Annotated in this window: 12 protein-coding genes and 3 pseudogenes; 7 read left to right on the top strand and 8 right to left on the bottom strand. The window is 71.7% G+C overall.

What is annotated here, in order from left to right:
- On the top strand, window positions 1–798 hold a 798-nt coding region (locus DIZ27_RS42250; protein ID WP_146229113.1), incomplete at its 5' end, for an IS110 family transposase.
- Window positions 799–1,746: 948 nt separating this feature from the next.
- Here the strand turns inward: DIZ27_RS42250 and DIZ27_RS46655 are convergent.
- The 4 genes and pseudogenes from DIZ27_RS46655 to DIZ27_RS42230 all read right to left on the bottom strand — a co-directional run bounded on the left by DIZ27_RS46655 (window position 1,747) and on the right by DIZ27_RS42230 (window position 5,634).
- Complete coding sequence (locus tag DIZ27_RS46655) at window positions 1,747–2,016, bottom strand: hypothetical protein (protein ID WP_258308856.1); 270 nt, start codon at window positions 2,014–2,016, stop codon at window positions 1,747–1,749.
- A gap of 842 nt (window positions 2,017–2,858) precedes the next feature.
- Window positions 2,859–3,577: pseudogene (locus DIZ27_RS42240) on the bottom strand (IS6 family transposase).
- A 140-nt stretch (window positions 3,578–3,717) separates the two neighbouring features.
- A complete protein-coding gene (locus tag DIZ27_RS42235; RefSeq protein ID WP_109383612.1) occupies window positions 3,718–4,884 on the bottom strand; it encodes a YbdK family carboxylate-amine ligase in 1,167 nt (388 codons plus the stop codon).
- A gap of 441 nt (window positions 4,885–5,325) precedes the next feature.
- Window positions 5,326–5,634: a hypothetical protein gene (locus DIZ27_RS42230; protein WP_109383611.1), complete on the bottom strand. Its 309-nt coding sequence runs from the start codon at window positions 5,632–5,634 to the stop codon at window positions 5,326–5,328.
- A gap of 379 nt (window positions 5,635–6,013) precedes the next feature.
- Here DIZ27_RS42230 and DIZ27_RS42225 point away from each other — a divergent pair, with 379 nt between their 5' ends.
- Window positions 6,014–6,217 carry a cold-shock protein gene (locus tag DIZ27_RS42225; protein ID WP_109383610.1) on the top strand — a complete coding sequence of 68 codons (204 nt, stop codon included), beginning with the start codon at window positions 6,014–6,016 and terminating at the stop codon, window positions 6,215–6,217.
- Window positions 6,218–6,272: 55 nt separating this feature from the next.
- On the opposite strand, the gene DIZ27_RS42220 is transcribed toward DIZ27_RS42225, so the two are convergent.
- Window positions 6,273–7,325, bottom strand: coding sequence for a hypothetical protein (locus DIZ27_RS42220; RefSeq protein WP_109383609.1), 1,053 nt, complete (start codon window positions 7,323–7,325; stop codon window positions 6,273–6,275).
- A 353-nt stretch (window positions 7,326–7,678) separates the two neighbouring features.
- Here DIZ27_RS42220 and DIZ27_RS45400 point away from each other — a divergent pair, with 353 nt between their 5' ends.
- Together DIZ27_RS45400 and DIZ27_RS45395 are read left to right on the top strand one after the other, a co-directional pair.
- The gene (locus DIZ27_RS45400) at window positions 7,679–7,867 is read left to right on the top strand and encodes a hypothetical protein (RefSeq protein WP_146229111.1); all 189 of its coding nucleotides are present in this window, start codon (window positions 7,679–7,681) and stop codon (window positions 7,865–7,867) included.
- On the top strand, window positions 7,864–8,238 hold the full coding sequence (locus DIZ27_RS45395) for a hypothetical protein (protein ID WP_146229110.1): 375 nt from the start codon (window positions 7,864–7,866) through the stop codon (window positions 8,236–8,238). Before DIZ27_RS45400 ends, DIZ27_RS45395 begins: the two co-directional genes overlap by 4 nt.
- Window positions 8,239–8,389: 151 nt before the next feature.
- On the opposite strand, the gene DIZ27_RS42215 is transcribed toward DIZ27_RS45395, so the two are convergent.
- Both DIZ27_RS42215 and DIZ27_RS42205 read right to left on the bottom strand, forming a co-directional pair.
- Window positions 8,390–8,914: a hypothetical protein gene (locus tag DIZ27_RS42215; RefSeq protein ID WP_109383608.1), complete on the bottom strand. Its 525-nt coding sequence runs from the start codon at window positions 8,912–8,914 to the stop codon at window positions 8,390–8,392.
- An 832-nt stretch (window positions 8,915–9,746) separates the two neighbouring features.
- Window positions 9,747–10,832 (bottom strand): annotated as a pseudogene (locus DIZ27_RS42205) (integrase core domain-containing protein).
- On the opposite strand from DIZ27_RS42205, the gene DIZ27_RS48605 reads away from it, so the two are divergent.
- Window positions 10,802–11,194: a DUF3024 domain-containing protein gene (locus DIZ27_RS48605; protein WP_109383607.1), complete on the top strand. Its 393-nt coding sequence runs from the start codon at window positions 10,802–10,804 to the stop codon at window positions 11,192–11,194. The pseudogene DIZ27_RS42205 and the gene DIZ27_RS48605 overlap by 31 nt on opposite strands.
- A gap of 111 nt (window positions 11,195–11,305) precedes the next feature.
- Here the strand turns inward: DIZ27_RS48605 and DIZ27_RS42195 are convergent.
- Window positions 11,306–11,677 (bottom strand): annotated as a pseudogene (locus DIZ27_RS42195) (single-stranded DNA-binding protein); the annotation flags it as partial.
- Between the two features lie 74 nt (window positions 11,678–11,751).
- Between DIZ27_RS42195 and DIZ27_RS42190 the strand changes: the two are divergent.
- Both DIZ27_RS42190 and DIZ27_RS42185 read left to right on the top strand, forming a co-directional pair.
- A complete protein-coding gene (locus tag DIZ27_RS42190; protein WP_109383605.1) occupies window positions 11,752–11,970 on the top strand; it encodes a hypothetical protein in 219 nt (72 codons plus the stop codon).
- Between the two features lie 1,013 nt (window positions 11,971–12,983).
- The coding region (locus tag DIZ27_RS42185; RefSeq protein ID WP_146229109.1) for a helix-turn-helix domain-containing protein at window positions 12,984–13,223 on the top strand (240 nt) is incomplete at its 3' end.

Below are 13,223 nucleotides of genomic sequence, written 5' to 3'. Positions count from 1 at the left end.
GACTACGGCTTTGAGCCGCACCTGGTGCATCCGCTGCGGTGCAAGGCGATCGCCTCGGCGCGGTTGAAGAACGACAAGGTGGACGCCGCGACCCTRGCTCAGCTGCTGCGGGCGGATCTGCTGCCGGAGGCATGGATCGCGCCGCTGGACGTACGGCAGCAACGCGCGTTGTTGCGGCACCGCTGCCGGCTGGTGCGGCTGCGGACCCGGCTGCGCAACCGCGTCCACGCCGTTCTGGCGGACCACGGCTGCGACCGGCCCGGCAGCTGCTTCACCGCCCCGGGGCGGGCCTGGCTGGGCGGCCTGGAACTGCCGGACGTTTCCCGTCGCGTGATCGACGATCTGCTGGGCCTGATGGACGTCCTCAAAGAGCCGATCGACGCCCTCGACCGGCAGCTGCTCGCGCAGGCGCGGGGCGACCCCCAGGTCAAGGCGCTCACCCGGCTGCCGGGGGTCGGCACGCTCACCGCCTTGATGATCGTGGCCGAGGTCGGGGACATCACCCGCTTCCCCTCCGCGCGCAAGCTCGCCGCCTGGGCCGGGCTGACGCCCACCGTCCGCGGATCCGATCGAACCGTGCGGCACGGCCACATCTCCAAGCAGGGCKCGCCCTGGCTGCGGTGGATCTTGTGCGAGGCCGCGCAGAGTGCGAAGCGGTCGCCGGAATTCGCCGCCGCCTACCAGAGCCTCGCCCACCGCCGCGGCAAGAAGATCGCCACAACGGCGGTGGCTCGCCGACTGCTCACGCGTGCCTATCACCTACTGCGCGCCGTGCAGGATCAACAGGGGGTGCGATGACAGCAGCCGATGACAACCGCCAGGGGCGGTCGCAGACCCCGGGTGAGCTCGCAAAGCTGCATGAGACGGCCCGATGGCCGCGCTCGATGACCTGACTGAGCAGCCCGGATCCCCGCACCATGGTCATGGCGCCGGCCTGTGCGGCCGGATGCCGAATGGGTGTTTGTGAGACCACTCCGCCGACCAGCACGGACTCCGGGGATCGCAACGACCGTATCCGCGAACATCCGTGACGCTTCCTCGGCCCCCATTGTCGGCCGCCGCTCGTCGGCCTCCAGCTCGTTCGTCCTCGCCCCGCTCGTTCCTCGCGGGGCTCCGGGCGCTCCAACTGGACCCCTCCCACGCGGCGGCCCCGCAGACAGACACGAGGAAGAGCCACGAGGAAAACGCCCCGGCATCCCACCGAAAGCCGCAGGCGGGGACCGTCTGCGCCCCTTGACAGGCCCGGCCCTCATGGGTGCGGCTTTGTGATCGATGGTCTGTCCGTCGCGTCACGACTTTCTGTCACCACCGAATGTGAGACAGGGCCGCTCGTTTGACAGACCCGAGCCGCGGAGACCACGAACACCGAGAAGGCGCCGGCGCAGGCCTGACTCCCTCGCCCGACGCGGTGACACCGGCCGGGCCGGACGCCAGTCCGCAGCGTGATGCGTGTGGCCGGACAACAGCACTCAGCTGGTGAGGAGTTGGAAGTGCGCTGCCGGGCGCCTGTACGTGGCGGCCACGCACAGGCGCCCGGCGGCATCCCGCCGCGAAGGGGGGATCTGGTTCAGGTGGGCCGGACGGCGGAGCTGCGCCGCGCCGGAGGCATGTTGCGCCGCTCGAAAGGTCGTCGTCGCCGGTCAAGCGGTGCAGCGGTACTCGCCGAGCACGCCGCCCAGGAGCCGGGTCCGCAGCACCCGGCGGACGTCGAGGGCGTGCACTGCGACGCCGGACCGTTCCTCGGCGTCAGGGGTAGCCGGCGACGGGCCCGGGGAGGGCACAGTGCGCGGTGTCGTGCCGTGGGCGGGCGGCCCGGACGTGGCGGGCATGGGCCTCGTTCACGATCAGGACGCGGTGGAGGGCCTCGCGGCGGAGGCTGCCAAGGATCCTCTCGCCGTGGGCGTTCAGCCGAGGAGCCCGCGGGGCGCTCAAGAGCACCTCCAGCTCCCCGGCCGCGAAGACTGCGTCGCACGCCGCACCGTAGGTGCCGTCGCGGTCACCCACCAGGAACCGCAAAGACTCCCTGCGCCTCCCCAGGGCGGCGGCGAGATGCCGCGCCTGGTGCCCGGCCCACTCCCGGGTCGGGCGGGCGGTGACTTCCGGTGCGGCGCGGGCGCCTCGGGCCGTGCCCGGGGAACACCGGCGCCTACCGCCTCGTGCCGAGCACGGTGCCGGAGCGGAGGAAAGCCGCCGCGAGAATGCCCCCAGCCCGGGCGGCCGGGAACCCGCGCCGGGTCGGGCCGGCACGACGCGGCGCCGRGCCGACACTCGCGGCGGGGAGGACCTCCCCCGCCGCCAGGGCAGCGATCCGAGGCCCGAGTCGGGCCAACTCCCCTGGGATGCGCCGGCGCCCCACCGCGGATTGTCCCGGGCCGGCCGCAGCACGAGCGTCCTGACTGCCGCTGGGCTGGGTGGGCGTCCGGGGCGTCGGCGGGCGGTGCAGTCCCACCTGGCGGCGACGAACCGGCGGTGCCGGGCGAGCAGGGTGGCGGGGGTAACCGGGAAGACCTCGCGCCGGCGTCGCCGGGGCATCGGCGCGAACGGGGCGGCGCACCGGAACCGGCCGGCCGGCCCGGAGCGGACCGGCCGGCGATCTGCCGACGCAGGACCGCGTGCTCGTGCCGCGGCACGAGCAGCCCGGCGTGCTTGGTGGTGTCACGGCGCGGCAGCCTCGCCGGGACAAACGGCAGCCCCCGGGCCACCTGGTACAGCAGAGATACGGTCACGCGGACATGCTCCCAGCGGCCGAATCTCACCTGCGCCGACGACTTTTCGAGCGGCACACGTTGTCACGTTGTTGAGGGTGTGAGTGCCTGACGGTGTGCCGGGTGCGGTGGGGCCGGGTTCCGGCTCCGCGCTCACGCCGCGGTGGGCAGGCCGGTGGCGCCGGTGGCCTGGTCCCCGATGGCGAAGCGGGTGATCATCCCGGCGCGGTACTCGGTGGCGGTCATCGGGTGGCGGCGGGACCGGAAGTGGGGGTGAGATGCCGCTGAACGCGGCCAGGAACCGCTGGGCTCCGCCGGCGCTGCAAAAGCCCTTCATGGTGCGCTCGCGCCGGCGGGCGGGTTGGTGGGAGTTCTCCGTCCGGTAGTTCAGGCCCTTGGGGGAACGGTGTTCCACGGAGGGCATCACCTCGCGGTGGGCCGCCCGGTAGGAGCGGAGCCTGTCGGTGACCACCCGGGGCACCGTGCGGGTCTTCTTCAGCAGGTGGCGGAAGAAGCGCCGGGCCGCGGCCTTGTCCCGGCGGCCCTGGAGAAGGATGTCGAGCACGGTGCCGTCGGCGTCGACCGCCCGCCACCGGTACGTCCGCTCACCGTTGAGCTTGCTGAAGACCTCGTCCAGGTGCCACGTGTCCCCCGGGCCTCGGCCGCCGGCGGCGCAGGCCGTGGGCGTAGCCCTGCCCGCACTTCACACCCCAGCACCGGACCGTCTCGTGGGAGACGAGCACGCCGCGCCCGGGCATCAACTCCCCGGCCTCGCGGAAGGACAGGGGGAAGCGGACGTACCGCCCCACGCGGTGCGCGATCACCTCCGCCGGGTACCGGTGCCCCTGGTACGACGGCGGCGCGCTGTTCACGGGCGCCCCCTCCCCGGCACGATCAACCACGAGATCATCCCGGGCCGGCCGGCCCCCGGGACCACGCCCTCGGACGGCCTCGCGGGCGGCCGGCGGAAAAGCGGGCCGGACCTGCGGACCCGGCGCAACGGCCGGCGCCGTCAGGTGCCGGCCCCGCCCGCGGTGGCCGGGCCGGCCCGGCCACCGCGGGCGGGGCCGGCCGGCGCGGCGGCCCGCACGACGGGCGCGCCCCGGGTYGCGGCGACCAGCAGGGCGACACCGGCGCGCAGGCCCTCGGCCTGGGCCGCCCGCCGCAGCCGGTGCGCGGCACTGCCGTCGGCCAGCGCCCGCGCGAGCAGTTCGTGCACGTGCTGCCAGTCGCCAAACGCCTCCAGCGCCGGGCGCAGCCGCACCGCCATGCCGTGCAGCACCCCGCGGGCGGGGGCGGCGCGCCGGGCGACCGGATCGACCAGCGCGCCCTCCAGGCCCGAGCGGGCGGCCCGCCAGGTGGCGGCCCGCAGCCACTCGTGGTGGCCGTCGCACCAGGGGCCGCCCCCGCGGGCCAGCCGGTCGCACGCGTCGTGGACCAGCGCCCGGAAGAGCCCCGCGACCAGCACCACCGTCTCCACCCGCGGACAGGCGTCGCAGATCCGCAGCTCCAGCGTGCGCTGGTGCGCGGAGGGCCGCACGTCGTGGTAGTCCATGCCGGGGTCGCTGATGACACCCGAGCCGATCAGCTCCCTGAGCGCCGCGTCGTAGCCGGCGGCGTCCGGGTAGTGGCCGGCCGGCCCGGCGGTGGGCCAGCGCTGCCACAGCATCGTGCGCCAGCTCGCGTAGCCGGTGTCCGCGCCGAGCCAGAACGGTGAGCTGGCGGACAGCGCCAGCAGCGGCGGCAGCCAGGGCGAGACCAGGCACAGGGCGCGCACSGCGGTGTCCCGGTCGGGCACGTCGACGTGCACCTGCGCGCTGCAGACGAGCTGCTCGTCGGCGACCCTGCGGTACTCGTCGGCCATGCGCCGGTAGCGGCGCTTGGCGGTGACCGTGCGGGGGCTCGGCCGGGCCAGCGGCACGGTGCCGGCGGCCACCGGCGCCAGGCCCAGCGAGGAGGCCGCCGCGTCCAGCCGGCGCCGGGAGCCGGCCAGGTCCGCGTGGAGGGCSTCGAGGGTGTGGTGGACGCCGCTGTTGCTCTCCACCGCCGACTGCTGCAGCTCGGTGGTGAACCCGGGCCCGTCCAGCCGGTCCAGCACGGCGCGGGCGCGCGGCACCAGCCGGCCGCTCTCCGCGTCCAGCACGTGGAACTCTTCCTCCGCCCCGATGCGCAACGTCACGTTCTYYCCCTGCCCGGGTGCTCGCTGGGCCGTCGSRTCCGCGTCCCGCCGGGGACCCTCGCGGCTCCGGGGCTCCGGGTGCCCRGCCCGGGGCCGTCGCAAGCCTTTCGMCCCCTGCGTCGCGCGGCCGTCCGGGCCCGCCGACCGCGCGTCCGGCGTCCCCGCGGGACAGGGGTGTGTCACTTTGACGACRCTCCCTTACCCAGGGTGTCCCGTTCACGGAAAGCGAGCCGGAACCCAAACTCGTGCAGAATCCGAACCCAGCGCAGTGCTCAACCGCCTCCCGCGCTGCTGTCGAAGTGCTGCCCCTTCTCAGCGTGTCCGTTGACAGTCCCGAAACCGAGAGATCGCACCGAAGAGCCCGCGACCACCGCGGCCGAGGAGACCGGGGCCGAAGAACCCGCCACGGAGGCGGCCTCAAACGCGGGCTCGAAAAGCTCCTCATGTGCAATCGCTGGTGTCCAGCGCGCTGCCCGTACGCACCGGCCGCGCATCCCGCCGCGCGAGGGGCGCAGGCCCGGACGCCTGCAGCACCGCCGGCGCCACCGTGGAGGGGTCTCCGCTGGTCACCCACCGGAAGCGGGCCACCCTCAGCAGGTCGTCGACGCTCTCCCGTACGAACCCGTCCACGATGCCCAGACCGCGCGGGCGTTCACGCAGCACCACCTCGCCCGGCTCGTCAGCATCCGCGATCTGCTGGTAGTCCCCCGAGTCGGGACAACCCGTGAACTCGTACACCCAGTGGCCCATGCCGGTCATCCTGGCGTGCACCACGCGCACCCCACTGAGCAGGCACGCAGGCTGTGGAGTGGAGTCGCCCGAAGGGATCAGGGGCGCTGCTGATCAGACAATTGCGCGGTGGGGGTCCTGGAGCCGGTCGCCGGCCGGCCCGAGTCCGCTTTCTGGCGCGGTACGCCCGCCCCGGCGCACGACGGGGCCGGCGGGGTTTCGGCCTGCGGTGCCCCCGCAAAGGRRCTAGCGTGATCCCCAGAGCAGTCGTGGTTCCGAAGTCGTTCGCCCGCGGTCACCTTGCCCGCGGGCGCATTGCTGTGCAGCCCGCTCCGGACCAGGCGATCACCTCCGGACCCGCAGCACCGTGCGGGCCCGAACCCCCTCGAAGGAGACCGGCATGGCCAGGGGCACCGTGAAGTGGTTCAACGCGGAGAAGGGCTTCGGCTTCATCGCGCAGGAGGGCGGCGGCCCGGACGTCTTCGCCCACTACTCCAACATCACCGGGCAGGGCTACCGCGAACTGCGGGAGGGCCAGCACGTGGAGTTCGACCTCACCCAGGGCCAGAAGGGCCCCCAGGCGGAGAACATCCGCATCGTCTGACCCCAGCGCCCGAACAGGCCCGGCACCCTCCTTCCGCTCCCTGGCGCGGTACGCGTCAGGGGGTGGTGCGTGCTTCGGCGGCGGAGATGACCTTCTGGCGCTGCTGGTGGCGTCGTTCGTACTCCTGGACCTGGCGGGCGATGCCGGCGGGGACGTTCTGCACCTGGGCGGTGAGCTTGTCCGGGTCCATGGTGTCGTAGCCGGGCCAGGGTTCGCTGCCGCGCAGCTGCTCGATGGCGTCCAGGACCGGGGGGCGGTTGGCGTGGGTGCGTTCGTATCCCTCGATGACCGTCAGGTCCGACTGGGAGAGGGTGCGCAGTTGCTGCTGGATGTCGTCGACGCTGAGTTGGCTGAAGCGGGGGATCGGCAATTCCTCCTCCCGGGTCACCGCACCCTGGACCTTTTCGGCCATGCGGGTCGGCTCGGGCATCTCGCGCACCGCGCCCGCGGCGGCATCCCGGGCCCGCCGGCCGCCGGTCTGCGCGACGTCGTGCACCCGGTGGGCGGCGGCCCGCAGCGTGCGGGCGGCCGCGTCGGCCCAGGTGCCGCCGTTCTCCTGGACGAAGCCGTTGGCCGCGGCCGCCACGGCCCGGGCGTTCTGGGCGATGCTGTCCTCCAGTTGTTCGAGCAGTTCCTCGTGCTGGCGGCGCAGTGCGGCGAGCAGGTCGGCGGTGGGCTGGTCGTGGGCCTCTTCGGCGATGCTCTGCCCGGCCCGGCAGGCCGCCAGCGCCCGGGCGGTGACCGCGTACTCGTCCTGGGCGTTTTTCAGCAGCCGCCGCTCGTCGTGGGGTTGCCGGCCGCGCAGCATGTCCGTCACGAGCGTGGATCCGATGGTCAGCGGGAACAGGATGGTGCGCACGGCGCTGTGCGAGAGGAACCGCGCCATATCCACGGTGTTCCCGGCCATGTCGCGGGGTCGCAGCTCGCGCGCGTGGTGCTCGATGCGCTGGAGGCCGTCTTGGACGTGGTCCGCCTGGCGCTCGAGCAGCTGCCGATACGGGCCGGGCGGCGTGATGGTCGCATCCGCCCGCAATCGGCCGGCGAGCGCCGCATGCGCCTGGCGGGTGTCCTCCAGCGCCGGTACGAGCGCGTCCGTCATCACTGCCATGGGGTGCTCCCTGAGGGTCAAGCGGCCGGCCAGAGGGCCGCGTAGGTGGAAACGGCTGCCGCCGGGCCCGTCCGGGCGGCCGGGCAACCGGGAACCATCCTGAGGGACACCGAGCAAGATCGCCCGGAGGCTGGGCCCCGACCGGCTGGGACGTACCACCCCCGGACGCCTGTTGCCCCGTTGGGCCCAGGGCACCAGGCGGGGAAGAGAATGTGTTCCCCTTTCCGAAGCGGCTGGCCCTCGCACGCGGACCCGGGTGGGCGCGGCGCCGCTGTGGGGCCAGCGTGTGGGCTGAACGGGTGATGACGGCGGTTGTGCTGTGTCGGAAACCCTCATCACGCGTTGGTCCAGGCGTGAATCCTCGCATCGATGACGCGGTGCCGTATGCGGCACCGCCCGGGCTGACTGCCTCCCGGCCCGAGCGGGATGACCTGGGCGCCGGCGTCCAGCGGGACGGCGGGGGCCGGGCCGTGATGGTCATCTGCTCAGCGGTGCTCGTTGCCGCTGCCGTGGTGCTCGCCCTGGCGGACCGGCTCGCGTGAGCGACCCGGAGACGACCGGCCGGGGCAGGCCGGATGGTCCGCCGGCAGCCGGAAGGGATGCGGATGCGGGCCTGCGTGACCGGCTGGCCGAGGCGATCGCCTCCCTTCGCTCGCAGGCGGCGGTGATGCTGTCGCGCGCCCCCGGCCGTGTCGGTGAAGCCGAGGCCACCGGGCCGGAGGGCCGGAGGGCGAGTCGTCACCTGGCCCGCACAACCAGCGATGACGCACCGACGGAGCCCGACACCGACCACACCGCCTATACCGCCCATACGAACGACACGCCATCTGGCCCGGCACAACGCCATCAACCATCACCACACAAACGACAGGCACCACGCGAAAACCGCAGCTCAACCGTCCGCGGCCAGTGACACCCATGACGCCACCCAACTGACAAACCAGCGACGCCCATCAGGTGCAGGTGCGCAGGATCTCGTCGTACGTCCGCCGCAGCTTGCGGGGCCACCGTTCGGCCCGCCCTCAACGGGCCGAACGGTGGCTGCGGGGTGTGCGAGGTACGGTTCAGCAGCCGCCGCAGTTGTAGTACGTGACGTCCCAGTGGTTGCCCTCTTCGGCGTAGATGTTGCCGGAACCGGAACGCCACTGCCGGGCGCCGTCGCCGCGTACCCCTATGTAGGCGAAGTTGTTCTTGATGTAGTTCCCGAGGCACGTGTACTTGCTGTAGTCGAGCTTGTAGCCGTTCCAGTGCGAGTACGTCCCAGAAGCGTGGCCCGTCTCGGTGCCGCCGGTGACGTTCAGGGCGCAGCCGCTGGCCCGCTTGAGGGTCTGGGCGCCCTGGGCGGAGGCAAGGTTGAGCTGTTCGAACGACGTGCATGTCGAGACGTTGCGGTTCGAGCAGTTGCCGGAGGACGACCAGGTGATGCCCACCCCGCGGAACATCGAGGTCGCGGTGGCATGGCTGATCTTCGTGGCGGCGGACGCCTCGCCCGCCGTGCCGATGACGGCGGCGCCGGGGGCGATGACCAGGGCTAGAGCGATCAGGACCGAGCGGATCCTCAGGAACCTCAGAGCCTTCACGGCCTTCATGGGCGAACCTTCCTGCTGGGGGCCAGGTTTCCTTGGGGGGTGGCTGTGCAGGTGGTGCACGCAGATCATGGCGGATGTCTACGCGCGTCCGCCAGAGGGCGGACGGTATCCGTCCGCAGGCACGCGGTAAAGGCGCGGTGTCATGCCGTGTGATGTGCTCTCGGCGTCGTCAGTTCCAGAGCTCGCCGCTGCCGCACACGCGCGCCCATGTTGCGACCTCTCGGTTCGAGGCGACCTGGCCGAACCGGCACACTGATGCCCATGACTCCGGGGCTGACCGAGGAACAGGAGGCCGGGCCGTTCTAAGGCTTCATGCCCTGGCGGCGGCGATGGAGGACATCACCACGCTGGTGAGAGGCACGCCCGATCGTGTGGGGCTCGGTTACTCATCGCTGCTGGTCAAAGGACCATGGCTCCGCACGTGGGTCTGCGACCATCCTGGGGTGATCGTGTCCGCTCCTCTGCCAGGTGACCCGACGTCTGCTCTCCGATCCGCCAGTGCTGTTGCGCCAGGACACGACGCGGGCTGCCGAACTGCTCGTGCTGCGGCACGAGGATGCGGTGTTGCGACGCCAACTCCATGCACCCGTGCGGTACGGATCCGCGGACCTGCTGTGGCGCGCGGCCCTGCCCTCGCTGATCCCCGCCGTCACTGCATGCAGATCTTCCCCGTCACGCCGGGCACACTGCCGACATGGCACCACACGTTGGTCGCCCGTTGTCGGCGTACGGGCTGTAGTGCAGAGGTATGTACGGGCTGATGTGCAGCGCTTGAGTCCCTGTCAGCTGACGGCGGTGGTGCCTGTGCCGTTCGGATATTCGTCTCTGCTGGTCAAGCCACGTATCTGTATTCGCTGATCAGGCCGCCGAGAACGCGGCTGCGTAGGAGTCGCGTGGTGCTCGGGTCGGTGACCGGTGCGGGCTGCCGTTCGGCGAGCGGTGGCAGTTGTCCTCGGGCCTGATGTGGGCGATGCCCGTTGTAGTGCCGGGCGTACTCGTCGAGCACTCGCCGGGCATGGGGCTCGTTCCAGATCAGCACATGGTCGAGGGCCTCGCGCCGCAGGGTCCCGATGGCCCGTTCACAGTGCGCGTTCATCCGTGGAGATCGCGGCGCGGTCCTCAAGACCTCAATGGTCTCGGACTCGAAGACTGCGTCGAAGGAGTCGGCGTACCTACCCGTCCCGGTCCCGGACCAAGAAGCGCAGGGACTCCAGGCGCACGCCCAGATCGACGGCGAGGTTGCGGGCCTGCTGCACCGTCCACGGCGCGGTGGGGTGAGCGGTGACGCCGGCGATGTGCAGGCGGCGTGTGCCGTGCTCGAGGAAGACCAGCGCGTAGACCCGGCGGAGATCCACCAGGCCGAGGGGCAGGAAATCGCAGGCGATGATGCCGTCAGCCTGCGCCGTGAGGAACTCTCGCCACGTGGGCCCGCCTCCGCGGGGTGCAGGGCCTGCGCCGGCAACGGTCAAGATCTCCCATACCGTGGAGGCGCCGACCTGATGCCCGAGCCGGGCGAGCTCGCCTTGGATCCTGCGGCAGCCCCAGCGAGGGTTTGCTGCGGCCAGCCGCAGCACCAACTCCTTGATCGCCTTCGCGGTCCGTGGTCGGCCGGGCCTGCTCCGGCGCCTGCTGTAGTCCCGCCTGCGCGCCACAAGCCGTCGGTGCCACGCGAGCAAAGTCCCCGACGTCACCGGGAACACGTTCGCCCACCGCTGCCGGGTATCAGCGAGGACAGCGCCGCGCACCCCAAGCGGTCCACCGGTTCGTAGCGCACCGGAGGCGCGAGCTGTCTGCGCAGCACCGCGTTCTCGTGCCGCAGGATGAGAAGCTCGGCGTTCTTGGCCGCCTGCCGACGCGGCAGCACTGCCGGGACCGACAGCAGCTTCCGTGTCACCTGATACACCAGCGAGACAATCACCTCAGGCATGGTCCCAGCGAGCCCTCGAGCATCGCCAGGCCCCCTGCGAGCTGCAGCGACGCGTTTCTGAACGGCACAGGGCTGAGCAGCGCATTCCTGCGCATGCGAAGGCGGAAATCGCGGTGGGGTGTGCGGTGCGGGGCAGCGCCGCTGTGATCACCGAGGAGCGACCGCCGTGGGACGGAGTCGGAGAGTGGACCTCGCGTCGGGTCGCTCGGCTGCGACGTACTGATGAGGGGTGGCAGGTGGACGGCGCGGATCGCAACGGGCGCTGGTATCCGTGCGATCGCCTGCCGACGGTCTCGTCACTGGACGAGGCCCTGACCGTTCTGGACGATCCGCGTCACGCCTTCTGGGGCTGACCGCRCCCCTGGTCAGAACGGGTGCGGCTCGRCAGGTGCCGCGCTCGGGGACGGCTGTGCGGAGTCGGATACCGGTCCGGCCGCCGGGGCGGGGCCGCGTTGGGGCGGCATGCCTTGGCGGTAGGTCTTGGTGACCTTGGCGGTCGCGTAGGTCAGGGAGGCCGCGACGTCCTCGGCGTCGATCTCCACGGTGGTGCGACGGATGCCCTCTTTGTCATCGAAGGTGCGTTGCCGCAGGCGTCCGGTGRCGATGACCCGCATGCCGCGGGTGAGGGACTGCGCGGCGTTCTCGCCGGCCTGTCGCCAGAGCGAGCAACGCAGGAACAGYGGCTCTCCRTCGACGAATTCGCTGCGCTCGCGGTCGAACACGCGGGGCGTGGACGCGATGGTGAAACCCGCCACCGGGATGCCGGAGGCGGTGTGCCGCAGTTCCGGATCGGCGGTCAGGTTGCCCACCACCGTCACCAGCGTCTCGCCYGCCATGCCGCCACCCCTTGCCTCGTGCTGGAACACGCCCACCGTACCGGCCCTGCGYGCCCGCTGGCACGATGACTGCTATGACGAGCGAGGACAACGACCTGGAGGCGGCAGCTGCGGCCCTGCGCGAGGCGCAGGCGGCAGTCCACGCGGCCCGCCGACAGCTGACCGCGGCGGTTGTCGCCGCGTACCAAGCCGGACAGTCGGCGGCCCGCATCGCCGAACGCACGGGCACGAGCATCATCGAGATACGCAATCTCCTGGCTGCGGCCCAGACCTCACGTCGGACGTCTCGCTGACCTCGCCGCGGAGCATGCCGGTCAGCATGCCGAGGTTGTCCGACGTTGGGGACCAACGGGACAGCGGATGGCGGTAGCACCGATTCCGCTTCTGTCCTCTCGCAAACGACCAGTTGAGAGAGGCGCCAGACGGCACCATGGCCGCACGCGTTCCCCCAGGTCGTCACTCGCAGAACACCTCTCGAAACCTGCGGGTTCTGAGACGAAGTTCTGCGAGGTCCCTGAGCTGCGACGGCTCGGTGGTCAGGGCTTGCCGTTACTGGCTGTACCGCTGATCCCCAAGGCCGGGACCGTACGGACCGCCGCGGCTACCGTCGCGTGCTCACGGGACTTCCGGGACCGGCCCAACGCGCGCGAGATACCAGTCCATCCTGCTTGCGTCTCGGGCTCGCCAACGTCGTGGGAGGAAGAAGCCACCCGCCCCGAGGGCCGCCGCCTGGTGATGGGCGAGGACCGGCGGCCGGTGGCCGACCTCCACGGATCTGTTGCCGGCCCCTCACCGGCGGGCATGGGCAGGTGGGCCCGTCATGGAGCCTGCGAAACAAGGAGGCGATCGCAAGGAACTGGTATTGAAGTGTCGGTTCCGTGCTCATGGTGCCCGGAAGGTGGGCATGGTGGTGGCGGGAGAGGATACGGAGCGGTCCGAACGAACCGCACGGGGACGGGACCCCGTTGATCGATCGAGGCACCCTCGCGCCGACGCCGCCGCGACCCGGTGCCCGGCCATCCGCACGCACCGGCCGGTCTCGGGCCGAGGAAGACCCGGAGCACCACTGCCGTCTCGCGCCACCGCGCTTGCCGCTTGGCCGAGGCCGTTGCGTCCGCTCCCTCCCGCCGTCCAGTCACCGATCACCTCAGGAGTGTGTTCTTTCATGGGCGTTTCGTCGGACTACCCCGATGTCCCCGAGTGGGTTGCGAAACCCGAGGGTTACCAGACAGGAGCCGTGACCAAGTATTGAGCCGAAACTGATGGGTTTCCTGCTCGTTGATCGGGTGTGATCGAGAGTGGGGACATGCGGCGGCTGACGCCTGCCGCACAGGCGGACCTGCGGCTGCGGGTGGTCGCGGCGCTGGAGTCCGGGCAGGTCAAGACGTATGGCCAGGCCGCGGAGTTGTTCGGGGTGTCCGAGCGGTCGGTGGGCACGTGGTGGAGGGCTTTCCGGGCCGGCGGCCGTCAGGCCCTGCTCGCTGTGGTGCGGCAACCGCGTCCAGGAATGGGCGAGTTGCTGGATTTATCAGCTCGCGGGGCGGTG

It is taken from the genome of Streptomyces sp. NWU339 (assembly GCF_003143855.1).
GTDB lineage: Bacteria > Actinomycetota > Actinomycetes > Streptomycetales > Streptomycetaceae > Streptomyces.
This window is presented reverse-complemented; position numbering and strand designations above follow the sequence as displayed.